Source organism: Pseudomonas sp. GGS8, from assembly GCF_024168645.1.
GTDB lineage: Bacteria > Pseudomonadota > Gammaproteobacteria > Pseudomonadales > Pseudomonadaceae > Aquipseudomonas.
This window is the reverse complement of the sequence record NZ_JALJWF010000001.1, coordinates 5,364,638-5,389,981: the sequence shown is the minus strand read 5'-3', so window position 1 is coordinate 5,389,981 and position 25,344 is coordinate 5,364,638. Positions and strand designations below refer to the sequence as shown.

The following is a 25,344-nucleotide window of genomic DNA, read 5'->3' as shown; positions in this document are numbered from 1 at the left end:
AGGATTGGCGGCTCCATAGGCTCCTTGTCATCTTTCATGCCTTTGAAGAGCGGCGTAACGGAGGAAGACGATGCGAGCGCTTTGATCAGGCGTGAGTGCTCCCAAGTGCAAAGAAGCGTCAATGGTTCACCAGCGGCAACATCACCACGAACTCACTTCCCTTACCATCCCCCTCGCTCGTGACGGTAACCTTGCCACCGTGTGCTTCGACCAGCTCCCGAACGACGGTCAACCCAATGCCCAAACCGGACCCGTTGAAACCTATGGCGTGTTCGTCTTGAACATAAGGGTCAAAAATAAAAGGGAGTGCTTTAGCCGAAACGCCGATTCCATTGTCGGAAATACTTATCTTCAAAGCGTCGGGCTCTACCGTGACAGACAGCTTGATTCTGCCGTCGGCCGGAGTGTACTTGGCCGCATTCGCCAGTAGATTGTGGAGAATCTGAGCGAGGCGTCCTGAATCTCCATTCACCATCAAGATGCCATCTGGAAGATGGACGTCGAAATGCTGCTGTTGCGCGATCATTACAGGGCTACACGCATCAATAGCCTCAATCAGAATTTGCATCATGTCGACATCGCGGCGATTGATTCGCAGCTTGCCAGTGCTGGCGCGGGAGACGTCGAGCAGATCGTCGACCAGCTGTGAAATATGCTGTACTTGACTCTCAATCAACTCACGCATTCGCGGCAGTTGGTCGCTAGGCAGTCGAACCATACGCTCTGCAATCATGCTGATAGGTGTTAACGGATTTCGCAGCTCATGGGCCACCATCGCCAGTACGCTTTTCTGCTGACTCAATGCGCGCTCGGCGGTAGCCTGAAGGTCTTGAGCGCTGAGCGCAGCCATTACCAACTGGGCATTAGCCTCGCGCAATTCCTGGTACAAACGCTGCTCCTCCAGACGAGGGGGGGGTACAGCGTCTGATTGCGCCAAGAGTATCGCCAGTACCAGCTGCTGATTGGCCTCGATCACTTGCTCGACTTGTTGGGTATCCACCAACCGGCTGCTGGCGTCGCTCAACTGTTTTTGCAGTGCTGCCAGTACGGCGCGTGCTTCAACAGTTTTTTGGCCAAGCAGGAAGAGTTCGTGAGCAGCATTGGCCATCTCATGCTCATTCTTGCCACCAGCTTTACTCATGAGTCGGGCTCAAACATTTTTATCCCCTGTACGTAACGCTCCTGAACTCTGTTTTGTCGGTCGACCACCGAGCAGCCCCTCCTGATCCGGCAGCATTTCGCCGATCTGGAGGCCGTTATCGTCGATGCAGTACTGGCGCAACTGATCTGAGTGGGCGCTGGCGCGCACCTTGACCACGGCCATGATCCGCAACAAGCGGCTCTCTACTTCAATATAGCGCTGAACGATGATCGCATCGGTGAGAAAGGCGGTGCCGTATGGACTGAACCGCAGATCGGTGTAGCGGTCTTCCAGCTCGGAGGTCATCAACACACTGACCCCGGCGCCGGTCAGCGCGGTGACCATGCGTGACAGCGACTCGCGAAAGTCCTCGCGGAAGGTCGGCGCCAGCGCAAGTTCGAAGCCCGACAGCGAATCGATAACAACGCGGGTGGCTTTCAGCCGGGTGATCTCGCTCAACAGCAACTGCACGATCTCGTCGATGGAGAGGTCCGGGGCTCGGCTGTCCACCAGACCGATCTGCCCGTTCTGGATCAGATCCGCGAGGGTGGTGTTTTGCGAGTGATTGGGCCGTTGTTCGAACACCGCGATCACGCCGGTTTCGCCATTGCGTGCGCCTTCAGCGAGAAATGTCGAGGCCAGAATGCTTTTGCCCGAGCCCGACGGCCCGGCTACCAGCAAGGAGTAACCACGGGGCAGACCGCCGCCGAGCATCTCGTCAAGCTGCGGCACGCCCATCTTCAGGCGCTTGATAGGGAACTCCAACGGCGCTTCAACCGGGTTGGGTGCCGCTGGCGCAAAGACCTTGATCCCCGACGTCGCGATGCGGAAGGTATGCAGCCCCGGCAGTGTCGGTTGGCCGCGCATCTTCATGATTTCCATCTTGCGCACCATGGAATTGCGCTGAACGCTTTGACGCAACCAAATCAGGCCATCGGCCACGGTGAAAATCGGGTTGGTGTCGGTTTCGGTGAAATATTCGCCGATCAGGAAGGTCGTCGCCTGCCAGGTGGTCATCAACATGCCCAGTTGCTGAACGAACTGCGGCAGGTTGTTGTTGGGGTTGTCCTCGGTTTGGCTGGCCAGCACCACCGAACGGAACGAGTCGACGAACACCAGTGACGGAGAGTGCGCCTCCACCTCGCTGACGATGCGCCGCAGCACTTCGTCCAGATTCCCGGCGAGGGTGTCGTTAGCCAGGTTGATATAGCGAATCGAATGGTTGATCGCTTCATTGTCGAAAAAATCGAATTGCTGTTGATAACGCAGCATCTTCAACGGCGGCTCGCCAAGCACCGTAAAGAACAGCGCCGGACGTTCGGGCGTCGCCAGGGCAAACATCATCTGGTGAGCCAGGGTGGTCTTGCCGCAGCCGGGAGGGCCGGCGATCAAGTTGAACGAAAACTCCGGCAAACCTCCGCCCAGCACCTCGTCCAATCCTGGCACGCCGGTGGCCAAGCGGTTGATAGTCACTTTGGTGCTCATGGCGAATTTTCCTGCGATGGGGTGTCGCTCAAAGAAGGTTCCCACACGTCACGAAGCAACCGTGCGGTGAGCGAGGGCCCGATCAGCGTGGTCAGCAGCTCGTAGAAGGTGATCAGCATCACTTCACCGAAAAACAACGCATCGGCTTCGCTTTGTTCGACGAGTACGGATTTGAGGGCAGCCAGATCCAGCGCGGCCTGCACGCGGTCATAGGTGCCGGCCAGGCGCGGATGAGCGCAAGCGCACCGCTGGAGGCTGCGGCGGTAAAGCGCGGCAACCCCTTGCTGGCCAATGATGGGCGTGAGGGCTGCGTCCATATCCTGCAAGGTTGAAACGATCGCCTGGGCGACCCTTGCAATGTCAGCGTCGGGGCCAACACGGTGCGCCAGAGAAGCTACGATCTGGCGGCTCTCTTCGCTTAGCGTGGACATGACTGACTAATATCTGATGGACAGAGTCTGATGGTACACCCTATATCGAGTTTATCGAGCCTCAGTCTGAGGCAGCATTGAAAAAGCAGTCTGATTGTCTGCTTTTGGCTGTGATCTCAAATCTCAGTGAAAATGACCGTCTACGCTTGCGTGTGTGCGGTGGTGATTTTGGTGATGGGTATCTCATGAGTCTGAAGAAAACCGTTGCACAACTGGTGACTTTGGCCGTAGTCGGGTTGGCGGTGCTGCTCGGTTGGTTTGCTTGGGATCATTACACTCGATCACCCTGGACTCGTGATGCGCGAGTGCGTGCCGATGTGGTGACGCTATCAGCCGAGGTATCGGGACGCATCATTAGCTTGCAGGTGCAGGACAACCAGCATGTGCAGAAGGGCCAGTTGCTGCTGGAAATCGACCCGGCGCGCTACGCACTGGCGGTCGAACACGCGAAGCGCTCAGTCGAAGTGGCGAAAGCCACTGAGGGCCAATCGCAGGCATCAATCATTTCCAGTGAGGCCTTACTCAAACAACGCCAGAGCGAAGAGCACAGGCGAAGGACGCTCAAGCAGCGTTTCGCGATCTCCGGCGAAGAGTGGGAAAAGTCCAGTACCGAAGTGGCGGTAGCTCAGGCGGACCTGTTGAGAAACCAGGCCAACCTTGGCTTGGCGCAAGCCAATGTGCAGCTGGCTATTGCCGCCTTGACCCAGGCCGAGCTGGATTTGCAACGAACCCAGGTGGTGGCGCCGGTCAGTGGCTATGTGACGAATCTGCTGACCCGCGAGGGTGACTTCGCTAGTGGTGGCAGTGCGCTGTTGGCGTTGGTTGACAGTCAATCGTTTTATGTTAGTGGCTACTTCGAAGAAACCAAGCTGCCGCGAATCGAGGAGGGTGATCGGGTCAGGATCGAGTTGATGAGCGGCGAGACCTTCGGCGGCACCGTGCAAAGCATCGCCTTTGCTATCGCCGACCGTGAGAACTCCCCCGGCAGTCGCCTGCTGGCCAACATCAACCCCAGCTACACCTGGGTCAAACTGGCGCAACGAGTGCCGGTGCGGATTCAGATCGACGCCGACTATATCGCCAAAAACCGCCTGCGTGCGGGGACCACGGCCACGGTGACTGTTGAAGAGCGCCGGGATAGCGAGGCCACTCACTAACCCCTGTAGGAGCGAGGCTGAACTGGTCAAGTAATTCTGGACACCAGTTAAGGTTTTCACGCCGCCAGTTTCTCCATAGCTACCGGCGACCGGTAATCGTTGTAGCTATGGAGCCTGACGTTGTTGTATCGCATCACATAACGCTGCACATCCACGCGGGCTTCATGCTCCGAGCTGTAGCCATCTTCTGGCACCCACTCTGACTTCAGGCTCCCAAAGAAACGCTCCATCGGGGCATTGTCCCAGCACTCACCTTTACGACTCATGCTGTGCAGGAGTCCATGCTTGCGCATCTCATTCCTGAATTTGTGGCTGGTGTATTGGCAGCCTTGATCAGAGTGAAACAGCACCTCTTTTGGACGGCCTCGCAATTGGACCGCCATCCGCAACGCTTCGCAGGTCAACGTGGCATCGGAAATCATTGAAAACGACCACCCCACGATCCGGCGAGCAAACAGATCCAGCACCACCGCGAAATACATCCAGCGCTTGCCAACCTTGATGTACGTCACATCGCCACACCACACCTGGTTGATCGCCGTGACATCAAACTTGCGCTTGAGTACATGCGGCGCCACCAGCGCTTCCACGCCGGAAGATTTGTACTTGTGCCGCCGCCGCTGATGACTGGCAACCCCGGCTTCACGCATCAAACTGCGAGCCATATGTCGCCCGACACGATGCCCCTTGGCTTGCAGCTCCTTGGAAAGGGTGCGAGAGCCTGCGGACGCTCTGGACTCCTTGTGATGCTCGACCAGCACGGCTTTGAGTTTCTCCCGCTCAGGCTTCACCTTGCCTTGGCGCTGACGCCAGGCGTAAAAGCTGCTGCGGTTGACTCCAAACGCCCGACAGCAATTGTTAACGCCGTACTGCTCGTCCAGCTCATTGATCAACGAGAATGATCTTTGGAGTCCAAAAGCAGGAGAGCACTGGCCTTTTTTAGGATTTCAATGTCCAGGTCTTTTTGCCTGAGCAACGCTTTGAGCTGCTGAATCTCTCGCTGATCGGCGGTAATTGCCTTAGCCCCCTCCGGGGTCGAACCCAAGCGCTCTTTGCGAACCTGGTCGACCCAACGGCGCAAGGCGGTAGGGCCAATATCCAGACTGGCACAGACTTCGGGAACTGACTGGCCCTCGTCCAGCACCATGCTGGCGGCCTTGAGCTTGAATTCACTGGAATAAGATTTACGCATATCCAAACACCTCAGATTTGGGCGCCATCATAGCGCCCGATTGAAGTGTCCAAAATCATTAGGCCAGTTCAGGCTTGCCCGCGAAGAGTGCACTGCGGTTCTTCAGGTATTACGCGTCACCGTTCTTCGCGGGCAAGCCTCGCTCCTACTGACCGACAAAAAAAAGCCCCGCGACCGAATGAGGCGCGGGGCAAAAAATTTGGTTGGGTTGCGGCCAACCAAAGGGGCTCTTTAATGCATTACTTACTGGCGACAGTCTCTGGCTGCCAGCCGCCGCCGAGGGCTTTGTAGATCGCGACAATGCCGCGATACAAATCGACTTCGGCCTGGGCCTGGGTGTCTTCGGCGGCCAGACGTTCACGCTGAGCATCGAGCAGCACGAGGAAGTCCACAGTGCCTTCGCGGTAGCGAATTTCGGCGAGGTCCGCAGCGGCGCGGCTTGATTCGCTTTGGCGGATCAGCGAGATCAGGCGCTGCTGACGTTTGCCGTAATCGCTGAAGGCGTTTTCCGATTCTTCCAGTGCCAGCAATACGTGCTGCTCATAGGTTGCCAACGCGCCTTCGGCTTCTGCATCGGCGCCGCGCAAACGGGCCCGAACGCTGCCCAGGTCGAACGCCGCCCAGGTAATGCTCGGGCCCAGTGCCCAGGCATTGGCCGCCGACGAGCCGATCTGCGAACCGCGCCCGGCAGTCCAGCCGAGGAAGCCGCTGAGGCTCACCCGAGGGAACAAATCAGCCTTGGCCACGCCGATGCGGGCGGTGGCGGCTGCCAATTTGCGTTCGGCGCTGCGGATGTCCGGACGCCGTTGCAGCAGTTCACCCGGATCACCAATAGGCAGGGCCTTGGCGATCGCAGGCAAGTCTTTTGGACTGAGGTCGACGGTCAGCTTGTCTGGACGTTCACCCAGCAGGGTGGCGATGCGGTTGCGCTGACGAACCTGTTCGGCTTGCAGTTGTGGCACGCTGGCTTCGACAGACGCCAGGCGCGCATCGGCGCGCACCACGTCCAGCTGATCGCCGACACCGGCATCACGCAGGCTTTCGGTGATCTTGCGTGACTCCTGCTGGTTGTTCAGGTTGGCCAGGGCGATCTTTTCCCGCAGTTGCGCGCCGCGCAGTTGGCCATAGGCGTCCACCAGTTCGGCAATCATGGTGACTTGCAGTTGGTAAAGATCGGCTTCGACCGCCTGCTGTTCCGCGTCGCTGGATTCTAGGTTGCGCTGGATGCGACCGAACAAGTCCAGTTCCCAGGCCATGTCCAGACCCAGGTCATAGCGTTCGCTGTTGACCCGTTTAGTGGTCTGGCCGGGAATCTGCCCCTTGGCCAGGTCGCTGCTCGCGCGGCTGGTGATGGTTGGCATGGCGTCATTGCTGGCGTCATCGCGAATCGCCCGGGCCGCTTTCCAGCGGGCGAAGGCCACGCGCAAATCACGGTTGCCCTGCAAGGATTGCTTCACCAACTGGTTGAGGGTCGGATCGTCGAATTGCTGCCACCAGATGCCTTCGAAACGGGCGCGGTCAAAGTTCTTCTGACCGGCGCTGCCATCGGTGGCGGCCGTGATGTTGGCCGCCTCGGTGGCTGGGGTTTTGTAGTCCGGGCCGACGGCACAGGCGCTCAGCGCCAGTACCAGCAGGCTCGGCAGGAAGGCTTTCAGGCTCATTGTTGCGCCTCCAATTTCAGCGCCTTGGCCGCTTTGCGTTGCTCGCCGCGCTCCACAAAGTTGCGAATCAGTACGTAGAACACCGGTGTCAGCAACAGACCGAAGAAGGTCACCCCGAGCATCCCGGAGAACACCGCCACACCCATGGCATGACGCATTTCGGCACCGGCGCCGCTGGAGAAGACCAGTGGCACAACACCCATGATGAACGCGAAGGAGGTCATCAGGATCGGCCGCAGACGCAGACGGCAGGCTTCCAGAACCGCTGCCAGCGGGCCGAGACCTTCTTGCTGTTTATCCTTGGCAAACTCGACGATCAGAATCGCGTTCTTACACGCAAGTCCCACCAGTACGATCAAGCCGATCTGGGTAAAGATGTTGTTGTCGCCGCCCGAGGCAATCACCCCGGTAATGGCCGACAGCAGGGTCATCGGTACGATCAGGATCACCGCCAGTGGAAGGCTCCAGCTTTCGTATTGAGCCGCCAGCACCAGGAACGCCAGCAGTACGCAGAGCGGGAACACGAACAGCGCGGTGTTGCCGGACAGAATTTGCTGGTAGGTCAGGTCGGTCCACTCGTAGGTCATGCCATTCGGAAGTTCATCCTTGAGCAGTTTCTCGATGGCTTTCTGGGCCTGGCCGGAACTGTAGCCGGGGGCTGCCGCACCGTTGATTTCGGCGGTGATGAAGCCGTTGTAGTGCATTACGCGGTCTGGCCCGGAGGTGTCGCTGACCTTGATGAAGGTCGCCAGCGGGATCATCTCGCCACGGTTGTTACGCACTTTCAGCTGACCGATCTGGTCCGACTCGAGGCGGAACTGTTGCTCAGCCTGAACGTTGACCTGGTAGGTGCGACCGAAGCGGTTGAAGTCGTTGGCATACAGCGAACCCAGGTAGATCTGCAGGGTGTCGAAGATGTCGCTGACAGCCACGCCGTGGGTCTTGGCTTTTTCCCGGTCGATGGCGGCATCGACCTGCGGCACGTTCACTGTGTAGCTGGTGAACAGACCGGCCAGTTCCGGCACGCTGCGGCTTTTGGCGATGACGTTCATGGTTTCTTTGTACAGCTCGTCATAGCCCAGGTTGCCCCGGTCTTCGATCTGCAGGCGGAAACCACCAATGGTCCCCAGGCCTTGTACCGGCGGCGGCGGGAAGATCGCCATATAGGCTTCCTGAATCCCAGCGTACTGGCCGTTCAACGCCCCGGCAATCGCACCGGCGGACATGCTCGGGTCCTTACGCTCGTCGAACGGTTTCAGGGTGACGAACACGATGCCGGCGTTAGGGCTGTTGGTGAAACCGTTGATCGACAGGCCGGGGAAGGCCACCGCGCTTTCCACGCCAGGCTGTTTCAGGGCCAGGTCGGACATGCGCTTGATCACGTCTTCGGTACGGTCCAGGCTCGCGGCATCCGGCAGTTGCGCGAAGGCCACCAAGTATTGCTTGTCCTGGCCGGGGACGAAACCGGTCGGCGTGTTGGAGAAACCGAAGAAGGTCAGCACCATCAAGCCTGCGTAGAGCAGCAGGGCGATACCGCTGCTGCGGATAACCCGGCCCACGGTGCCGACATAGCCGTGGCTGGCCTTGTCAAAGAAACGGTTGAACGGACGGAACAACCAGCCACCGAAGATCTTGTCCAGCACCTTGGAGAAACGGTCCTTCGGTGCGTCATGACTTTTGAGCAATACGGCGGCCAGCGCCGGCGACAAGGTCAGCGAGTTGAAGGCCGAGATCACGGTCGAGATCGCGATGGTCAGGGCGAACTGCTTGTAGAACTGACCGGTCAAGCCGGAAATGAACGCAGCCGGGATAAACACCGCGCACAGCACTAGCGCCGTCGCGATGATCGGGCCGGTCACTTCACGCATCGCACGCTTGGTGGCTTCTACCGGAGTGAGTCCGAGCCCGATGTTTCGCTCGACGTTCTCCACCACCACGATCGCATCGTCGACCACGATACCGATGGCCAGTACCAGTCCGAACAGCGACAGGGCGTTCAACGAGAAGCCGAACAGGTGCATCACGGCAAACGTACCGATCAGCGAAACCGGCACCGCCACCAACGGGATGATCGAAGCGCGCCAGGTTTGCAGGAACAGGATCACCACCAGCACAACCAGGATCAGCGCTTCGAAGAGGGTGTGAACCACCGCCTCGATGGAGCCGCGCACGAAGATCGTCGGGTCATAGACGATGCTGAAGTCCATGCCTTCCGGGAAGTTCTTCTTCAGCTCGGCCATTTTCGCCCGAACGTCGTTGGAGATCTGGATCGCGTTGGAGCCTGGGCGCTGGAAGATCGGGATCGCCACCGCCGGCTGGTTGTTCAGCAAGGAACGCAGGGCGTACTGGCTGGAGCCAAGCTCTACGCGAGCAATGTCTTTGAGGCGAGTGATTTCACCATTTTCGCCAGAGCGAATGATGATGTTCTCGAACTCTTCCTCGGACACCAGACGACCCTGGGTGTTGACCGACAATTGGAACGCCGTGGCATTCGGAGCGGGTGGAGCGCCCAGGGCACCGGCCGCTACCTGACGGTTCTGTTCACGAATCGCGGTGACCACATCGGTGGCGGTCAGGTTGCGCGAAGCGGTTTTGTTCGGATCGAGCCACACCCGTAACGAGTAATCGCCCATACCGAACAGCTGCACATCACCGACACCGCCCAGACGCGCCAGCTCATCCTTGATGTTGAGCAGGGCGTAGTTGGACAGGTAGAGCATGTCGTAGCGTTTGTCCGGCGAAGTCAAGTGCACAACCATGGTCAGGTCGGGCGATGCCTTGTCGACGGTGATACCGATGCGCGTCACTTCCTCGGGAAGTTTCGGTTCGGACCGGGTCACGCGGTTCTGCACCTGCACCTGCGCGTTGTCCAGGTCGGTGCCCAGAGCGAAGGTGATGGTCAGGGTGATTTTGCCGTCTGCGGTGGACTGCGAGGACATGTACAGCATGTTCTCGACGCCGGTGATGGCTTGCTCCAGCGGAGCGGCCACGGTTTCACCGATAACTTTAGGGTTGGCGCCCGGGAAGTTGGCACGGACCACCACGGTCGGTGGCACCACTTCCGGGTATTCGCTGATCGGCAACTGGAACAGCGAGATGGCGCCGGCGATCAGGATCAGCAGCGACAATACCGCTGCGAAGATCGGCCGTGAAATGAAGAATTGGGAGAAATTCATCGGAGTAGTTGCCCCTTAACCGCGTGGAGTCGCAGCAGCCAGTTTCACAACCGTACCCGGCGCAACCTTGGCAGGTGCGACTTGGGGCAGGTTGCTGGCTTCCAGCGCTTGTCGTTGTTGAGCGAGGGCCGCGAGGGTTTCCTTGCTGGCCATCGGAATCACCTCAGGGGTGACCGGTGAGCCAGGACGTACCCGTTGCAGGCCCTTGACGATGATGGTGTCGTCCTTGTTCAAACCGCTGCGCACGATGCGCAAACCTTCGATCTTCGGACCCAGTTCGACGGGGCGGTAAGCCGTTTTGTTGTCGGCATCCATCACCAGCACGAACTTTTTACCCAGGTCGGTACCGACCGCTTCGTCGTTGATCAACACAGCGGAGTAAGTGCCGCTACCCACCAGTTTCAGGCGTGCATACAGACCCGGGGTGTAGCTGCCATCGCTGTTGTCGAACACAGCACGACCGCGGATGGTGCCGGTCTTCGGGTTGACCTGGTTGTCGACGAAGTTCATCTGGCCCTGGTGCGGGTTGCCGTCTTCATTGGACAGACCCATGTAAACCGGGGTGGTGGCGCCGCGTTGACCCTGGCGGGCGAGCTGGTTGTACTTGAGGAACACACGCTCGTCGGCGTCGAAGTAGGCGTAAACCTTGTCGGTGGAGACCACGCTGGTCAGGGCGGTGGTGTCGGCGGTCACCAGGTTGCCGGCGGTGATTTCCGCACGGCTGACACGGCCACTGATGGGCGCAGTCACGCGGGTGAAACTCAGGTTCAGTTTGGCCAGGTCCAGTTGTGCCTGGAGGGCGCCGACGGCGGCGCGAGCTTCCTGGGCGGCGCTGGTGCGCGAGTCGGCGAGTTCGGCGGAAATCGCGTTGCTGGTGCGCAGGCGCTCACCGCGTTGGGCTTCGTTTTCACTGCGGGTGGCTGTGGCGCGAGCTTGCGCGACCAGAGCTTCTAGGCGGCGGACCTCGGCCTGGAAGGGGCGCGGGTCGATCTGGAACAGTAAGTCGCCTTTCTTGACCAATGCGCCTTCGGTGAAGGTTACGTCATCGATCTGGCCGGAGACCCGTGGACGAATCTCTACCGTTTCCGGCGCTTCCAGGCGCCCGGTGAATTCGTCCCACTCGTTGACCGGTTGCTCCAGCACCTTGGCCACGCTGACTTTGGCCGCGGGCATGGTGGCAGCGGCGTCCGGCGTCTTGCCGCAGGCGCTCATCACCAGCACGGCCAACAGAGCCAAGGGGAAGCGCAAATGTTTGAGTGACTGTTCCATGGATGCATCCGCCAATGTATTGAGATGGGACGGATGATGCTTGGCAGGGTTGTATCGCACGAATCGAATGAGGCGAAGGTAACTATCATTCAGAATGATATAAGCCAGGAGCAAGCCCTCTAGCATGCACCTTTCGTTAGCGGGCTATCAAATGAAATGATGACAATTGTGTGTTGCGGGGAGTGCAAAGGTCTGGCTTGAAGCCGTGTCGCAGTCTTCGCGGGCAAGCCTCGCTCCTACACTGGACCAACAAAACACAAATCCCTTGTAGGAGCGAGGCTTGCCCGCGAAGAGGCCATCAGCCTCAACACAAAATCCGGATCAAGCCAGGCTATCCGGATCCCCGAAGAACATTTTGACTTGGCTCTAGGGCGGTGTTTTAAGGCCGAAAAACTTAGCAATGCCCCACTTTTACCCTCGTTCGCTCGTGATACACGAGCGAACGAAAATGGCGAGTGCTGGCAGAATTCCATTAGGGTTCTCCACCCCACCTCAGGAATGCTCTATCACCATCACCGCAGTGGTGTCCGCCTCGAGTGCTTCGAACACGTGCGGCACATTCGCCAAGTAGCTGATGTAGTCGCCAGCGTTCAGCAATACAGGTCCAGTCGCCGGGCCGATATGGGCACTGCCACTGCACAGCACCACGTGCTCTACGGTGCCCAGTGGGTGGGGCTGAGACAGCCGAACTTCGCCGGGCTGCACTTTGAGCCGATAGATATCGCGTTGTACTCCCGCCGGACAATCGGCAAGCAGTGTCGCTGCATAATTGGCAGTCTCGGCATAGGTGGTCATGCCCTCGTTGGCGCGAATCACCCGCAGGGTCTGCTGGGGGTGCTCGAAGAACCGGGTGACTTGCAAGCCCATTGCCATCGCCAGCGACCACAAGGTTTCGATGCTGGGGTTACCAATTCCCGACTCCAATTGAGACAAGGTCGACTTCGCCACCCCGGCGCGCTTCGCCAGCTCGGTCAAGGAAAGCCCGGCGGCCAGGCGCTCGCGTTTGATTGAAAGGGCCAGCAGATCGATTCGGCTCGGGTTATTTCTCGGTAGCGCGTTCGTTATGTCGTTCATTTGTTTTGCAAATCATCCTGAATTGGGTTGACGCTCTCAGATGCCTTGTTCAGTATAGCAGTCATTAGTTCATTATAAACTTCGTTTTGCCGAGCCAACCCCCGCGAATGGCGGCTTAGGTTACGGCAATGCCGACAGCAAGGAAGCAGTGAGTGATGAAGTCGCAAACCCGTGGGACGCTCGAAATGATTTCGGCCATGGTGATCTCCGGCACGGTGGGCTGGTTCGTCATCATGTCGGGGCAGAGCCCGGAGGCCGTGGTGTTCTGGCGTTGCTTGTTCGGCGCCATGGCAATGCTGGTTGCGTGCCTGGTGCTCGGGGTGCTGGGCCGCTCCCGGATCAACGCCCGGCAGTTCATTCTGGTGTGCCTGGGCGGGATGGCGCTGATTCTAAACTGGGTGCTGTTATTCAGTGCCTACGAACATTCCTCTATCGCCATTGCGACGGTGGTCTACCACGTTCAGCCGTTCATGCTGGTCGGTCTAGGCGTGCTGTTCTTCGCCGAGCGCCTCAGCGCCGCCAAGGTCGGCTGGTTGCTGTTGGCCTTCGCCGGTCTGATGCTGATCGTGTCCGCCAAAGGCAGCGGGCAGGCCACCGGCGCCGACTACCTGCTGGGCGTCTGCCTGGCCCTGGCTTCAGCCTTCTTCTACGCTGTGGCGGCGGCGATCACCAAGCGCCTCAAGGACTTACCCGTGCACCTGATCGTGCTGATCCAGATGGTGGTTGGCGTGCTGATCCTGGCACCGTTCGTGGACTTCACCAGGGTCGATACGGTCGAGGGCGCCTGGACTTACCTGATCATTATCGGCGTGGTCCATACCGGGCTCATGTCGACCCTGCTGTACAGCGCCATCCAGAAAATCCCCACGGCGCTGGTCGGGGCACTGTCGTTCATCTATCCGATCGTCGCCATCCTGGTCGACTGGGTTGCCTTCGCCCACCCGCTCGGCGTCCTGCAAGTGATTGGCGCGAGCGCCATCCTGCTGGCGGCTGCGGGCATGAACTTCGGTTGGTCGCCGGGCCGCACCTCGCGTCAGGAAGTGACGTAGGGCCTGGCGCGACACCACACGCCATCTGAATCATCGTTAAATCAAGGGAGTTGATGGTGACTGTGATCCTGTGTGGCCTGGACGACATTGCCACCTATGACATCACCTCTGCCTGCATGTGGTTGGTGTGGCAGGCGCTGTCATACGACCTTGAGGGGTGGCGTATACCCTGTTGGTCGCTGCCCATTTGGCTCAGCAGCAGTGCCTGCGGCTCTTTATGTGGGCCGTTGTGAACGCCCGGTCGCCAGCGATTAGGCGCTCTGCGCCGCTTTGATTCAAAGGCTCTCAGGGTCGCCAAAAAACATTTTGACTAGGCTCTAGAACAATATTTTTAGGCAGAAAAAGTTCAAATATGCTCCCAATTTTGCCCCCTGTTGCATCAAGTTTGCGAGCGATCGCGAATGGCGATTTCTAACAGAGACCAAGATGGATTCGGATTCCGCTCGCCCAATACCTGGTAGCGTTGCCTCTGCGATCGTCTGAGCCAGCAATAACTTCATCAGACGGTTGCAGATAAACCTAGAGTCAATTAGGCACTTAATGTGGGCGTTGGTAGGTTTAGGGATACCGCCAGCAATCTATCAAGTAATGCGTTGCAGGATGGCAATAGCGGCGAGTCGATAAAAAGAATCACACCGTCAGCTTACCTCCGCGGCCTCGTCAAACTTCAACCGGGCCGCTTCAACCTCAGGCAATTTGTCGAGCGTCCATTTATGCAATTCGCGAAATGGCTGCTGCAGTGTTCGACCAAGTGGGGTGATCTCATACTGCACTGCCACAGGCGAGAACGAAATGACTTGGCGCGAGACGAGACCATTTCGTTCCAGCCGCCGCAGGCACTGTGTAAGTGCCTTCTGAGTTACGCCCTCCAGGCGGCGCCTGATGGCATTAAAACGATGCGGCCCGTCATCAAGCACCGCCAGAACCATCATCGACCACTTATCTGCGATTTGGTCAAACAGCGCCCGGCTTGGGCACTCCGACGAAAAACATTGCGGCTTTAAATCCAGCATCGAAGTTTCCTCATGTATACCTAGGCGACTCTAGGTGCCTAATTGACATTTGGTTTACAAAATATACTTATATGGCTTCCAGAAGCAAATGGAGTCCATCCAATGTCAAACCTAGATACCAGCATTTTATTTCGTCCCTTTTCCATCCGATCGCTTGAACTGAAAAACCGGATTGTCATGTCGCCAATGACGAGGCAATTTTCGCCAGAGGGCATCCCCGGTGAAGGGAGCGCTGCATACTACCGGCGGCGGGCTGAGGGTCGGGTCGGATTGATTTTGTCAGAAGGGACCGTCATCGATCGTCCCGCTTCACGTAACGGTTCCAGCATCCCTTTTTTTCACGGTGAAGCAGCGCTAGCTGGATGGAAGAACGTGATCGATTCTGTTCACAATGCTGGTGGCCGTATGGGGCCGCAACTCTGGCACACCGGTGCAGTGCGTGACGTCAGCGGCTGGGAGCCTGATGCGCCGGTTGAAAGCCCATCTGGCCTCGATTCGCCAAACGACCCGCGCGGTGTGGCAATGAGCGAAGAGGATATTGCAGACACAGTTGCTGCTTTTGCCAAGGCAGCGGCGGATGCCAAACGCCTGGGTTTCGACACCGTTGAGATCCATGGGGCTCATGGTTATTTGATCGATCAGTTCTTCTGGGCGGGTACCAATCAGCGCACCGATCGTTATGGCGGACCGACGATCAAAGAGCGCTCGCGTTTTGCCGCTGAGATCGTGTCTGCAGTGCGTCATGCGGTCGGCCCCGAATTCCCTATCATCATGCGCGTTAGTCAATGGAAGCAGCAGGACTTTGGAGTGCGCCTCGCCGAGACCCCGGCATTAATGGAAGACTGGCTGCTACCGTTGGTTGAGGCGGGTGTTGATGTTCTGCATTGCTCGCAGCGACGCTTCTGGGACCCTGAATTTCCCGAAATTGATGGTGAGAACGGGCTGAACTGCGCGGGCTGGGCGAAGAAAGTCACTGGAGCCACAACCATTAGCGTCGGTTCGGTCGGGCTGGATAATGATGTTACTCACGCATTCGCCGGCAAGGGATCAACCCCTGCGAGTCTGGATCGGCTCGTTGAGCGTATGGAGCGCGAAGAGTTTGATCTGATCGCAGTAGGGCGTGTTCTGCTGAGTGACAAGGATTGGGCCGCTAAAGTGGAAAATGGCGATTATGCAGATATGAAGGGCTTCAACCCGGCATCTTTAGCCGAATTGGTTTGAGCCTTATTGCGGAGTGGAGAGTGTGATGCCACAAAGGTTTTAGTCTGAAGGAATCAGAGGTCTGGCCTCGGATGCTGCGAGGTGGAGATCATAATCTGCTGTTGAGTGCGCCATGACTGTTTCAATTGAGCGAACATGCCAAGGCCACTCAACATCCGCGCAAACAGAATTGCGTTGCAGTGCGGCCCGGGCATTTACGCGCAGGCTACACAGTGTCGCTAGGTAATGTAGCGTTAGATTCTTCATGGCGCGGGGAGGCTCTGTCGTATGACGGAACTCATGTCGATCAGGGCTGAGTTGCCGGTTTAGTACCTCGGACGCCACTCGGCCCATAGCTGCTGTTTTGTGACTGTATATCTTTTTGGTCACAAGTTGTCAGTCCTCGATAGGATGAGTAAGCTGTTCCCATGAATCAGCCATCAATATCTTCAGCTTCGCCCAGCCCCCGTGGCCCAGCCGATCACGACATTCGAGACCAGATTGTCGCGGCGGCCAACGAACACTTCAGTCAATACGGCTACGCCAAAACCACGGTTTCCGACCTGGCTAGGGCCATCGGGTTTTCCAAGGCCTATATCTACAAATTTTTTGATTCCAAGCAGGCGATCGGTGAAGCCATCTGCGCAAATTGTCTAGCAGAAATCGTCGCGGCTGTGGAGCAGGCGATCAATGTAGAAGACCTGTCGCCGACGGAGCGCTTTCGACGATTGGTCAAAACTGTGATCGCCACAGGTGTGAATCTGTTCTTTAACGACCGAAAACTCTATGACATTGCAGCATTCGCGGCGTCGGAAAGCTGGCCCAGTACGCAGGCTTATGACGCGCAGATCAAGCGCTTCGTGTTGCAAATCGTGCGGGAGGGGCGAGAGATCGGCGAATTTGAACGCAAGACTCCCCTGGACGAGACAGTAGAAGCGATACATCTGGCTTTGCGGCCTTTCGTCAATCCTTTACTCCTGCAGTACAACCTCGATTATGTCGAGGAGGCGCCCACGCTCACCTCCAACCTCATTTTGCGTAGCCTCATGCCTTGACCTTCGGCTAACGGTTTTACGTCATGCCTGTGTAAGCGACACATCACCAAAACGGCTTTTCACTTTGCCCTTCTTCCAGTCGTCGAAGGGCATTTCATTTATTCATTATGTGACCATTGACGGAATTGGTCACATGAATAAGCATGTGGTCCGTTACTTCCACTGCTTCATCTCAGTGATACCCATAGAGTTCAAATAATGAAAAAATAGTGCTCAAGAGCCCATTTGGCCTCGCAGTCGTGCTCGCATCTTCAAATGTGTTTGCAAGTGGTTTCGCTCTCAACGAACAAAGCATCAGTGGGATGGGATCCGGGTTTGCCGGTCGCTCTTCCTCCGCTGAAGATGCGAGCACGGTCTTCGGTAATCCTGCGGGCATGTCTCGCTTGAAAAGGGAGCAGGTCAGCGTGGGGGCTGCGACTCTTTTCGCTAAGTCCGACATAAGCCAAACCCGCAGTACATTCGGGGGCCAGGAAGACGGTGACATGGTGCCAACCACTACAGTGCCTATGGGTTACTACGTCAAACCCATCGATGAGCATTGGGCGTTCGGTGTAGGGTTTTATGTACCTTTCGGTCTGATGACTGACTATGGCAGCGGTTTTGCCGGGCGTTACTACGCCAACAAAAGTGAGGTCACGACCCTTACGTTCCAGCCCACCATCAGCTATGCCTTTAACGACAAAGTTTCGATCGGGTTCGGTCCGACCATCAACCGCATCACCGGTGAGCTGTCCGGGATGGTGCCCAATCCACTTAGCCCAGGTCGCAATGACGGAAAACTTAAAAGCACGGGCGACGACACGGCCCTCGGTTTCAACGCCGGTATCCTGGTGCAGGCTACAGACCGAACCCGCCTGGGAATGACCTACCATTCCAAGGTCAGTTACCACTTGGACGCCAAGACCAAAGTCACCGACGGCATCTTTAGCGTGTTGGGGGTCAGCGGCCGCAGTTATGACGCTTCGCTGGATGTGGATACCCCAGAGTCTGTGGACTTCTCGGTGACTCATCAGCTCAGTAATGACTGGACTCTATATTTGGGGAGTACCTGGACACGCTGGAGTCGCTTTAAAGAATTAACCATCGAGAACACTGGTTTACCCCCTTTGTTGAACGGCTCGCTGGGCACTATTATCGAAGAACAGAACTGGCATGATACGTGGGCTCACGCTATCGGCACGGCGTACAAATTGAACAGCCAATGGGTACTTCGCGCAGGCTTCTCGGTCGACCAGTCGCCCACCAACAACACCAACCGTGGACCACGTATTCCTACGGGTGACCGGAAGGTTATCAGCTTCGGTGCTGGCTGGACTCCGGCGGACAATGTCACGATCGATGTTGCTTATTCCTACCTATGGGAGGAGAGCGTGCAGATCAACGATGCCTCTGCGAATAGAGGTGCATACAGTGCCAGATATAAGAACAGTGCGAGCGGGCTCGGTACGTCTGCTAGTTACCGCTTCTAATTGAGTGCTGTTACACGATGAATGTCCTGTCGGGAGCAGGCGTTGCCTCCCGACCGTTAAGAGCACATCTCGGGCCTTTCCCCTGAGGTAAAAGGCCTCTTTTTCGCCCCCTCAGACTCCCATCACCTGCGCCATCAAGCTCTGATGAAACCGACGTGGAGTGGCCCACGTCAAGACGGTGATGGCCTTGTTGCCAAAACCCGGCACCACGCTCATGCGTCCGGCTTGCAGCGCACGGATTCCTGCACGCACGACGGGTTGAGGCTGCATCATCACCATTTTTAAGGCCGGTGTGATCCGTTGTTTGGCGCTTTCTGCAAATCCGGTATCTGACATCCCAGGGCAAAGTGCGGTAACGACGACGCCGTCATTTTTCAGTTCACGATGAAGCGCATCAGAGAAGCGAAGAACATAGGCTTTCGCGGCAGAGTAAACGGCGAAATTCTTCACGCCCTGGAAGGACAGCAAGCTGGCGACCATCAGGATGTGGCCACGTTTGCGGGCTCGCATGTCGGCCGCGAAAAGGCGTGTCAGGGCTGTCAGGCTGGCGATATCCAAATCAATCATGGTCAGGGACTCATCCAGAGGTTGATCCAGGAAAGGCCCCTGCAATCCATGACCCGCATTGTTGATGAGTACATCGATCACTATATTGCGCTCGCTCAGCCGCTCGTGCAGTTCGATGATCGCCGGGATCGAGGACAGGTCTACTTGTTCGACGATCACATCAACACCGAAACGTTCGTGCAACTCCACCGATAGCGCTTCGAGTTTACTCAGTCTCCGTGCTACCAGGACGAGAGATTTCCCCTGCGCTGCGTATTGCCGGGCAAACTCCTCGCCAAATCCGCTTGATGCACCGGTGATGAGCACCCAGGAATTCTCGTTCGATTTCATTTCGTTGTTCTCCGGTTGGTTTCTATTGAGCAATTGGCCGCTGACCGCGTCAGTCGGTGAGCGAACCCGCTCTCGGATTGGGTAGTAGCTGAAAGAGGAGGGGGTGCATTAAGTGCCACGTCACGTTTCAAGTCATCGGGTCGCCACGGGCTGGGCTTCGGGAGGCTGCCAGCCACCACCGAGCGCCTTGAATGCCGCGACCGCTGCCCGTGCCGATTCCGTTCGTGCTTGTGCCCGAGCATCGGAAGCCTGCAGCATCGTCTCGTCGGCATGCAGGACGTCGATCAGGCTGGCCGTGCCTTTCTCGTAGGCAATGAACGACGATTGGCGAGCCTGTGTCAGAGACGCCTCACCCCCGGTGAGGGTGGTTGCCTGGGCTTCCCGATTCACCAGTGCGGAGAAAGCGTTCTCGACATCCTTGGTGGCGCGCAAGACGGACTGGCGGTAAGCGGCCAAGGCTTCGGCCTCCTGTCCCTTGGCTTGGTCGATTTGGGCGTTTATGCGACCGAAGTCGAAGAGTCTCCAGCGCAGTCCCAATACGCCCGCCGACTGGCTGGCGCCGCCAGTAAAAAGGTTGCCTGCGGATACAGCCGTGGCACTGCCCAGTAATGCGCTAAGGGATAATTTCGGGTAGTACTCAGCAATCGCCTCCCCGATGCGTGCGTTTGAGGCCGCAAGACGGCGCTCAGCCACAAGGAGGTCTGGCCTGCGGCGCAGCAAATCGGCCGGCGTTCCCGTCGCCTTTAACTGCGGCGCTACAGGAATGCTCCCCGCACTTGCCAGTTGTGTGCGGTGAGTGCCTGGCGGCGTGCCGAGCATTACATCCAGCGCATTCATGGCAGCATCCAGGCCGGTCTGCAGGACTGGCACTGTCGCTTGGACCTGCGATAGCGCTCCCTCAGTCTGGTGAACCTGATAGTTGGCAGCGAGGCCCTTGCCGTAGAGTAATTGGACTTTCTTTAGCACCTCTTGCTGCGTTTTGACTTGCCGATTCGCAATGTCTAGCCGGGTCTGCAGTCCGCGGATAGTGATGTAGATATCGGCGGTCTGTGCAGCGACGGCCAATCGTGTGGCAGCGACGCCGGCCTGGGAAGCCTGGTACTCGGCCAGAGCAGCCTCGCGTCCGCGGCGCAATCCGCCAAAGACATCTACCTCCCAGCTGGCATCGAGGTTGGCCTCGTAGGAGCTTCCGTACCGATCATAGCCAGGCGTTGAGTTCAACACCTGGCCGAGCGGCGTCTCGATTGACTGGTAGGAGCGCGCGGCCTGTCCGCTGATGTTCCCTGAGGGCAGTAAAGCGGCATTTGCAGCGCCCAGTCCTGCCCGTGCCTGCGTGACTCGCGCCGACGCCTGCGCCAGATCCAGGTTCTGCTCAAGTGCCTTGGAGACGAAGTCGGCTAACAGTGGATCACCAAAGCCTTCCCACCAGGCGACAAGACTGGCCGGCGTCGCCCCAGGCCTCTGTTCGACAGCAGACTGCCCCAAGTAATGGTTCGAAAGTGGGACGTCCGGACGGTGATAGTCCGGACCGACCGCGCAACCTGTCATCAAGCTGGCACTCACCAAGAGAGCAATGGGGCGGAGGGGAGGCATTGAGGTACCTTCAATCGAGGATGTTTGTGACCATATTACGTTGTGGTCACATTCTGTCAATCGACGCTCTTTGAGCTATGTTCGGAATTGGCTCAATATGTGCGGTGGTTCTGGTGCTTAGGCCGAGGGGCTTGGCATTTCATAATATGTGACCATTGACAGTAATGGTCACCAGACTGAGAATGTGGTGCCTGTCCTATTTTTTAAGTAAGGGAACCTATGCGCCGGCTTCGACCTGTCCCCATTGCCGCTTGCTTGTTGCCTCTCGTCCTGACGGCGTGTGGTGACTCATCCACCGTTGAAGATCCACGCACGCAAGCCCCTCTGGTGAGGTCCTCTGCGGTTCAGGCTTCGTCCGACGTCTCACGTTCTTTCACTGGCGTCGTGGCTGCCCGCGTCCAGGGCGACCTGGGCTTCCGGGTATCAGGCAAGATACTTGAGCGTCTGGTTGACACCGGTCAGACCGTTAAACGTGGTCAGCCACTCATGCGCCTTGACCCAATCGACCTGGGGTTGCAGGCGCGAGCACAGCAAGAGTCAGTCATCGCCGCTCGGGCCCGAGCCAAGCAGACTGCAGATGACGAGGCGCGATATCGCGACCTGGTCGCCGCAGGTGCTATTTCTGCATCGGCCTATGACCAGATCAAAGCCGCAGCGGATACCGCAAAAGCGCAGCTCAGCGCTGCTGAAGCGCAGGCTGACGTGGCTCGCAATGCTTCTGGTTATGCGGTGCTGTTTGCGGATTCCGACGGCGTTGTGGTGGAGACGCTCGCCGAGCCCGGACAAGTTGTCAGCCCGGGACAGCCCGTGGTTCGACTGGCGCGGGCCGGGCAGCGCGAAGCCATCGTGCACTTGCCCGAGACGCTACGCCCCACAGCAGGATCCACTGCGCAGGCGACGCTTTATGGCAACACCACGGGTGCTGTTACAGCGAAGCTGAGGCTGCTTTCTGACTCGGCCGACCGTATGACGCGCACCTTCGAGGCGCGGTATGTGCTTGAGGGCGCGCTGGCCAATGCGCCGTTAGGTTCGACCGTCACGCTTCGGATCGCCGAAGGCACCACGCAAGGGCAGGGGCTGCAAGTACCGATCGCTGCCGTTTATGACCCAGGCCAAGGCACTGGCGTGTGGGTCATCGCCGGTACACCGGCGAAAGTGACTTGGCGATCTGTTCAGGTCCTGGGCTTGAGCGACGACGCAGCGCGAGTCGCAGGCGACCTCAAGGTCGGCGAGCAGATTGTAGCGTTAGGCGCGCATCTGCTGCGCGATGGTGAGGAGGTGAGACTGGCTCAACCGGGTGACGTCAAGGTTGCCGGGAGTCATCCATGAGCGAGGGGCGCTTCAATCTTTCCGCGATCGCCGTTCGCGAGCGCTCCATCACGGTGTTTCTGATCTTCCTGATCGCCGTTGCGGGCATCCTGTCGTTCTTCCAGCTGGGGCGCGCGGAGGATCCTCCGTTTACGGTCAAACAGTTGACGGTCATTACCGCGTGGCCGGGCGCCACGGCGCAGGAGATGCAGGATCAGGTAGCAGAGCCACTTGAAAAACGCCTGCAAGAACTGAAATGGTACGACCGCACGGAAACCTACACCCGTCCTGGCCTCGCTTTCACGATGGTGTCACTGCGCGATAGCACGCCGCCCGCGCAAGTGCAGGAGGAGTTCTATCAGGCGCGTAAAAAGCTCGACGATGAGGCCAGGAAGCTGCCGGCGGGTGTCATCGGGCCAATGGTCAACGACGAGTTTTCGGATGTGACATTTGCGCTTTTCGCCCTGAAAGCCAAAGGCGAACCGCAGCGACTGTTGGTACGTGATGCAGAGTCGTTGCGCCAACAACTGTTGCATGTGCCGGGCGTGAAGAAGGTCAACATTATTGGGGAGCAACCCGAGCGTATCTTTGTTTCCTTTTCTCATGATCGCCTCGCCACCTTGGGCATATCGCCTCAGGACATCTTTGCCGCACTGAACAATCAGAACGTGCTCACGCCTGCCGGTTCGATCGAAAGCGACGGGCCACAAATCTTCCTCCGGCTGGATGGCGCCTTCGACAAGGTGCAGAAGATTCGTGACACACCCATTGCGGTTCAGGGGCGGACGCTGAAGCTCTCGGACGTGGCGACGATCGAACGTGGTTATGAAGATCCGGCAACCTTTCTCGTGCGTAATAACGGTGAAGAGGCCTTGTTGCTGGGGATCGTGATGCGTGAGGGCTGGAACGGTCTTGACCTGGGCAAGGCGTTGGACGCGGAGACGGTCAAGATCAATGAAGGCATGCCGTTGGGCATGACGCTCTCCAAGGTCACCGATCAATCTGTAAATATCAGTTCGGCCGTCGGCGAGTTCATGGTCAAATTTTTCGTCGCGCTGCTTGTGGTGATGCTTGTCTGCTTTCTCAGCATGGGCTGGCGTGTAGGCGTTGTGGTCGCTGCGGCTGTGCCGTTGACGTTGGCTGTGGTGTTTGTGGTGATGGCGGCCACTGGAAAGAACTTTGACCGTATCACCCTTGGCTCGTTGATTCTGGCGCTCGGACTGTTGGTGGACGACGCCATCATTGCCATCGAAATGATGGTGGTGAAAATGGAGGAGGGCTACGACCGCATCAAAGCTTCCGCGTATGCCTGGAGTCATACCGCCGCACCGATGCTTTCCGGTACGCTGGTGACGGCTATCGGCTTTATGCCCAACGGTTTCGCGCAGTCGACAGCCGGCGAGTACACCAGCAACATGTTCTGGATCGTGGGCATTGCCCTGATTGCCTCCTGGGTGGTTGCGGTGGCCTTTACCCCGTACCTGGGTGTGAAGATGTTGCCGAACATCAAGAAGGTCGAGGGTGGTCACGCGGCCATCTACAACACCCGAAATTACAACCGCTTCCGCCAGGTGTTGACGCGTGTCATCGCTCGCAAATGGCTGGTGGCCGGTACTGTTATCGCTACGTTTGTCGTGGCGATTCTCGGCATGAGCCTGGTCAAGAAACAGTTCTTCCCGACCTCGGACCGTCCAGAGGTATTGATTGAAGTACAAATGCCTTATGGAACCTCCATTGAGCAGACCAGCGCCACCACCGCCAAGATAGAGGCCTGGCTGCAAAAGCAGGGTGAGGCAAAAATCGTCACGGCCTATATCGGGCAAGGCGCGCCGCGCTTCTATCTGGCGATGGCGCCGGAACTCCCCGATCCGTCTTTCGCGAAGATTGTGGTGCTGACGGACAGTCAGGAGGAGCGCGAGGCCCTCAAGTTCCGTCTCCGCGAGGCCGCTGCTGAGGGACTTGCCCCAGAAGCGCGTGTCAGGGTAACTCAGCTTGTGTTTGGTCCGTATTCGCCGTTCCCTGTTGCCTATCGGGTGATGGGGCCTGATCCGTCAAAATTGCGCGAGATCGCGGGCCAGGTACAGGACGTGATGCAGTCGAGCCCGATGATGAGGACCGTCAACACTGACTGGGGGCCACTGACGCCGACGCTGCATTTTGCTCTGGATCAGGATCGCTTGGAGGCGGTGGGGTTGACGTCAAACTCAGTCGCGCAGCAACTGCAGTTTCTCCTCGCGGGGGTACCGATCACCGCGGTTCGTGAGGACATTCGCTCGGTGCAGGTGGTTGGTCGCGCAGCGGGTGATATCCGGCTCGATCCCGCCAGGATAGAAGGCTTTACGCTGGTGGGCACGGCGGGCCAGCGTATTCCGCTGTCCCAGGTAGGGGAAGTGGACGTGCGTATGGAGGATCCGATCCTCCGACGTCGTGACCGCACGCCGACCATTACCGTGCGCGGTGACATTGCCGAAGGCATGCAGCCACCGGACGTCTCGAGCGTGATCATGAAAGAGCTGCAGCCGGTCATCGACAAGCTGCCTGACGGGTACCGGATCGAGCAGGCGGGTGCAATCGAGGAGTCGGGCAAGGCCGGTAAAGCGATGTTGCCGCTGTTCCCGATCATGATTGCCATGACGCTGCTGATCATCATTGTGCAGGTCCGTTCGATCTCGGCGATGATCATGGTGTTCCTCACCGCGCCTCTGGGATTGATTGGTGTGGTGCCGACATTGCTTATCTTCCAGCAGCCGTTTGGTATCAACGCCTTAGTCGGTCTAATCGCCCTTTCGGGCATTCTGATGCGCAATACGCTGATTCTGATTGGGCAAATCCATCACAACGCGCAAGAAGGGCTGGATCCGTTTCACGCAGTGGTCGAAGCCACGGTCCAACGTGCCCGCCCGGTACTGCTGACAGCGCTGGCGGCCATCCTGGCATTCATTCCGCTGACACACTCCGTCTTCTGGGGGACGCTGGCCTACACGCTGATTGGAGGCACATTCGTCGGGACCATCATGACGCTGGTGTTCCTGCCAGCGATGTACTCCATCTGGTTCAAGATCCGTCCTGACAATAAGGGTCAACTGAACAGCGAAAGTGACGTAGCACACGAGCCTGGAGGAGAGGACGCCACCCGTCCTCTCGTCGTTCTTCAGCCGTAGGCCATAGCGTGCT

Annotated in this window: 19 protein-coding genes; 7 read left to right on the top strand and 12 right to left on the bottom strand. The window is 58.1% G+C overall.

The features are described from left to right. Window positions 1–118: 118 nt before the first annotated feature. Genes J3D54_RS24050 through J3D54_RS24040 form a run of 3 tightly spaced genes read right to left on the bottom strand, consistent with a single transcriptional unit; the run spans window position 119 to window position 3,057 of the window. Complete coding sequence (locus J3D54_RS24050; RefSeq protein ID WP_253423551.1) at window positions 119–1,141, bottom strand: HAMP domain-containing sensor histidine kinase; 1,023 nt, start codon at window positions 1,139–1,141, stop codon at window positions 119–121. A 9-nt stretch (window positions 1,142–1,150) separates the two neighbouring features. After that, complete coding sequence (locus tag J3D54_RS24045) at window positions 1,151–2,626, bottom strand: ATPase domain-containing protein (protein ID WP_253423548.1); 1,476 nt, start codon at window positions 2,624–2,626, stop codon at window positions 1,151–1,153. Next, the gene (locus tag J3D54_RS24040; protein ID WP_253423545.1) at window positions 2,623–3,057 is read right to left on the bottom strand and encodes a hypothetical protein; all 435 of its coding nucleotides are present in this window, start codon (window positions 3,055–3,057) and stop codon (window positions 2,623–2,625) included. Before J3D54_RS24040 ends, J3D54_RS24045 begins: the two co-directional genes overlap by 4 nt. A 191-nt stretch (window positions 3,058–3,248) precedes the next feature. Here J3D54_RS24040 and J3D54_RS24035 point away from each other — a divergent pair, with 191 nt between their 5' ends. Further along, a complete protein-coding gene (locus J3D54_RS24035; RefSeq protein ID WP_253426736.1) occupies window positions 3,249–4,214 on the top strand; it encodes an HlyD family secretion protein in 966 nt (321 codons plus the stop codon). A 56-nt stretch (window positions 4,215–4,270) separates the two neighbouring features. Here J3D54_RS24035 and J3D54_RS24030 read toward each other — a convergent pair whose 3' ends face one another. The 6 genes from J3D54_RS24030 to J3D54_RS24005 all read right to left on the bottom strand — a co-directional run bounded on the left by J3D54_RS24030 (window position 4,271) and on the right by J3D54_RS24005 (window position 12,586). Then, window positions 4,271–5,107, bottom strand: a complete 837-nt coding sequence (locus tag J3D54_RS24030; protein ID WP_253416512.1) for an IS3 family transposase — start codon at window positions 5,105–5,107, stop codon at window positions 4,271–4,273. Further along, window positions 5,104–5,406, bottom strand: a complete 303-nt coding sequence (locus J3D54_RS24025) for an IS3 family transposase (protein WP_047230570.1) — start codon at window positions 5,404–5,406, stop codon at window positions 5,104–5,106. Before J3D54_RS24025 ends, J3D54_RS24030 begins: the two co-directional genes overlap by 4 nt. A 239-nt stretch (window positions 5,407–5,645) precedes the next feature. Then, window positions 5,646–7,067 carry an efflux transporter outer membrane subunit gene (locus tag J3D54_RS24020; RefSeq protein ID WP_253423542.1) on the bottom strand — a complete coding sequence of 474 codons (1,422 nt, stop codon included), beginning with the start codon at window positions 7,065–7,067 and terminating at the stop codon, window positions 5,646–5,648. Then, a complete protein-coding gene (locus J3D54_RS24015) occupies window positions 7,064–10,243 on the bottom strand; it encodes an efflux RND transporter permease subunit (protein ID WP_253423539.1) in 3,180 nt (1,059 codons plus the stop codon). The genes J3D54_RS24020 and J3D54_RS24015 overlap by 4 nt, the downstream gene beginning before the upstream one ends. A gap of 15 nt (window positions 10,244–10,258) precedes the next feature. Beyond that, window positions 10,259–11,512: a multidrug efflux RND transporter periplasmic adaptor subunit MexE gene (gene mexE, locus J3D54_RS24010; protein ID WP_253423536.1), complete on the bottom strand. Its 1,254-nt coding sequence runs from the start codon at window positions 11,510–11,512 to the stop codon at window positions 10,259–10,261. Window positions 11,513–12,004: 492 nt separating this feature from the next. Then, the gene (locus J3D54_RS24005; protein ID WP_253423533.1) at window positions 12,005–12,586 is read right to left on the bottom strand and encodes an XRE family transcriptional regulator; all 582 of its coding nucleotides are present in this window, start codon (window positions 12,584–12,586) and stop codon (window positions 12,005–12,007) included. Window positions 12,587–12,741: 155 nt separating this feature from the next. Between J3D54_RS24005 and J3D54_RS24000 the strand changes: the two genes are divergently transcribed. Then, the gene (locus J3D54_RS24000) at window positions 12,742–13,635 is read left to right on the top strand and encodes a DMT family transporter (protein ID WP_253426733.1); all 894 of its coding nucleotides are present in this window, start codon (window positions 12,742–12,744) and stop codon (window positions 13,633–13,635) included. Window positions 13,636–14,273: 638 nt separating this feature from the next. Here J3D54_RS24000 and J3D54_RS23995 read toward each other — a convergent pair. Further along, window positions 14,274–14,648 carry a helix-turn-helix domain-containing protein gene (locus J3D54_RS23995; RefSeq protein ID WP_253423530.1) on the bottom strand — a complete coding sequence of 125 codons (375 nt, stop codon included), beginning with the start codon at window positions 14,646–14,648 and terminating at the stop codon, window positions 14,274–14,276. Between the two features lie 102 nt (window positions 14,649–14,750). On the opposite strand from J3D54_RS23995, the gene J3D54_RS23990 reads away from it, so the two are divergent. The 3 genes from J3D54_RS23990 to J3D54_RS23980 all read left to right on the top strand — a co-directional run bounded on the left by J3D54_RS23990 (window position 14,751) and on the right by J3D54_RS23980 (window position 18,372). Continuing rightward, the gene (locus J3D54_RS23990) at window positions 14,751–15,869 is read left to right on the top strand and encodes an NADH:flavin oxidoreductase (RefSeq protein ID WP_253423527.1); all 1,119 of its coding nucleotides are present in this window, start codon (window positions 14,751–14,753) and stop codon (window positions 15,867–15,869) included. A 407-nt stretch (window positions 15,870–16,276) separates the two neighbouring features. Continuing rightward, complete coding sequence (locus tag J3D54_RS23985) at window positions 16,277–16,903, top strand: TetR/AcrR family transcriptional regulator (protein WP_253423524.1); 627 nt, start codon at window positions 16,277–16,279, stop codon at window positions 16,901–16,903. A gap of 209 nt (window positions 16,904–17,112) precedes the next feature. Beyond that, window positions 17,113–18,372, top strand: coding sequence for an outer membrane protein transport protein (locus J3D54_RS23980; RefSeq protein WP_253423521.1), 1,260 nt, complete (start codon window positions 17,113–17,115; stop codon window positions 18,370–18,372). Between the two features lie 111 nt (window positions 18,373–18,483). On the opposite strand, the gene J3D54_RS23975 is transcribed toward J3D54_RS23980, so the two are convergent. Both J3D54_RS23975 and J3D54_RS23970 read right to left on the bottom strand, forming a co-directional pair. Beyond that, window positions 18,484–19,269 (bottom strand): SDR family oxidoreductase, encoded by a 786-nt coding sequence (locus J3D54_RS23975; RefSeq protein WP_253423519.1) that lies wholly within the window; start codon window positions 19,267–19,269, stop codon window positions 18,484–18,486. A gap of 132 nt (window positions 19,270–19,401) precedes the next feature. Beyond that, entirely contained in the window at window positions 19,402–20,862 is a 1,461-nt protein-coding gene (locus J3D54_RS23970; RefSeq protein ID WP_253423516.1) for an efflux transporter outer membrane subunit, read from the bottom strand. A gap of 219 nt (window positions 20,863–21,081) precedes the next feature. On the opposite strand from J3D54_RS23970, the gene J3D54_RS23965 reads away from it, so the two are divergent. Both J3D54_RS23965 and J3D54_RS23960 read left to right on the top strand, forming a co-directional pair. Continuing rightward, complete coding sequence (locus J3D54_RS23965; protein WP_253423514.1) at window positions 21,082–22,191, top strand: efflux RND transporter periplasmic adaptor subunit; 1,110 nt, start codon at window positions 21,082–21,084, stop codon at window positions 22,189–22,191. Then, a complete protein-coding gene (locus J3D54_RS23960; protein WP_253423510.1) occupies window positions 22,188–25,331 on the top strand; it encodes an efflux RND transporter permease subunit in 3,144 nt (1,047 codons plus the stop codon). Before J3D54_RS23965 ends, J3D54_RS23960 begins: the two co-directional genes overlap by 4 nt. The last annotated feature ends 13 nt before the right edge of the window (window positions 25,332–25,344 follow it).

What these genes read in the sequence shown, in the direction of transcription:
- J3D54_RS24025 (WP_047230570.1), bottom strand. Translation starts at nt 5,406, where the DNA reads ATGCGTAAATCTTATTCCAGTGAATTCAAGCTCAAGGCCGCCAGCATG.
- J3D54_RS23985 (WP_253423524.1), top strand. Translation starts at nt 16,277, where the DNA reads ATGAATCAGCCATCAATATCTTCAGCTTCGCCCAGCCCCCGTGGCCCA.
- J3D54_RS24045 (WP_253423548.1), bottom strand. Translation starts at nt 2,626, where the DNA reads ATGAGCACCAAAGTGACTATCAACCGCTTGGCCACCGGCGTGCCAGGA.
- J3D54_RS24015 (WP_253423539.1), bottom strand. Translation starts at nt 10,243, where the DNA reads ATGAATTTCTCCCAATTCTTCATTTCACGGCCGATCTTCGCAGCGGTA.
- J3D54_RS23970 (WP_253423516.1), bottom strand. Translation starts at nt 20,862, where the DNA reads ATGCCTCCCCTCCGCCCCATTGCTCTCTTGGTGAGTGCCAGCTTGATG.
- J3D54_RS23975 (WP_253423519.1), bottom strand. Translation starts at nt 19,269, where the DNA reads ATGAAATCGAACGAGAATTCCTGGGTGCTCATCACCGGTGCATCAAGC.
- J3D54_RS24005 (WP_253423533.1), bottom strand. Translation starts at nt 12,586, where the DNA reads ATGAACGACATAACGAACGCGCTACCGAGAAATAACCCGAGCCGAATC.
- J3D54_RS24000 (WP_253426733.1), top strand. Translation starts at nt 12,742, where the DNA reads ATGAAGTCGCAAACCCGTGGGACGCTCGAAATGATTTCGGCCATGGTG.
- J3D54_RS23990 (WP_253423527.1), top strand. Translation starts at nt 14,751, where the DNA reads ATGTCAAACCTAGATACCAGCATTTTATTTCGTCCCTTTTCCATCCGA.
- J3D54_RS23960 (WP_253423510.1), top strand. Translation starts at nt 22,188, where the DNA reads ATGAGCGAGGGGCGCTTCAATCTTTCCGCGATCGCCGTTCGCGAGCGC.
- J3D54_RS23965 (WP_253423514.1), top strand. Translation starts at nt 21,082, where the DNA reads ATGCGCCGGCTTCGACCTGTCCCCATTGCCGCTTGCTTGTTGCCTCTC.
- J3D54_RS24040 (WP_253423545.1), bottom strand. Translation starts at nt 3,057, where the DNA reads ATGTCCACGCTAAGCGAAGAGAGCCGCCAGATCGTAGCTTCTCTGGCG.
- J3D54_RS24050 (WP_253423551.1), bottom strand. Translation starts at nt 1,141, where the DNA reads ATGAGTAAAGCTGGTGGCAAGAATGAGCATGAGATGGCCAATGCTGCT.
- mexE (WP_253423536.1), bottom strand. Translation starts at nt 11,512, where the DNA reads ATGGAACAGTCACTCAAACATTTGCGCTTCCCCTTGGCTCTGTTGGCC.
- J3D54_RS24020 (WP_253423542.1), bottom strand. Translation starts at nt 7,067, where the DNA reads ATGAGCCTGAAAGCCTTCCTGCCGAGCCTGCTGGTACTGGCGCTGAGC.
- J3D54_RS23995 (WP_253423530.1), bottom strand. Translation starts at nt 14,648, where the DNA reads ATGCTGGATTTAAAGCCGCAATGTTTTTCGTCGGAGTGCCCAAGCCGG.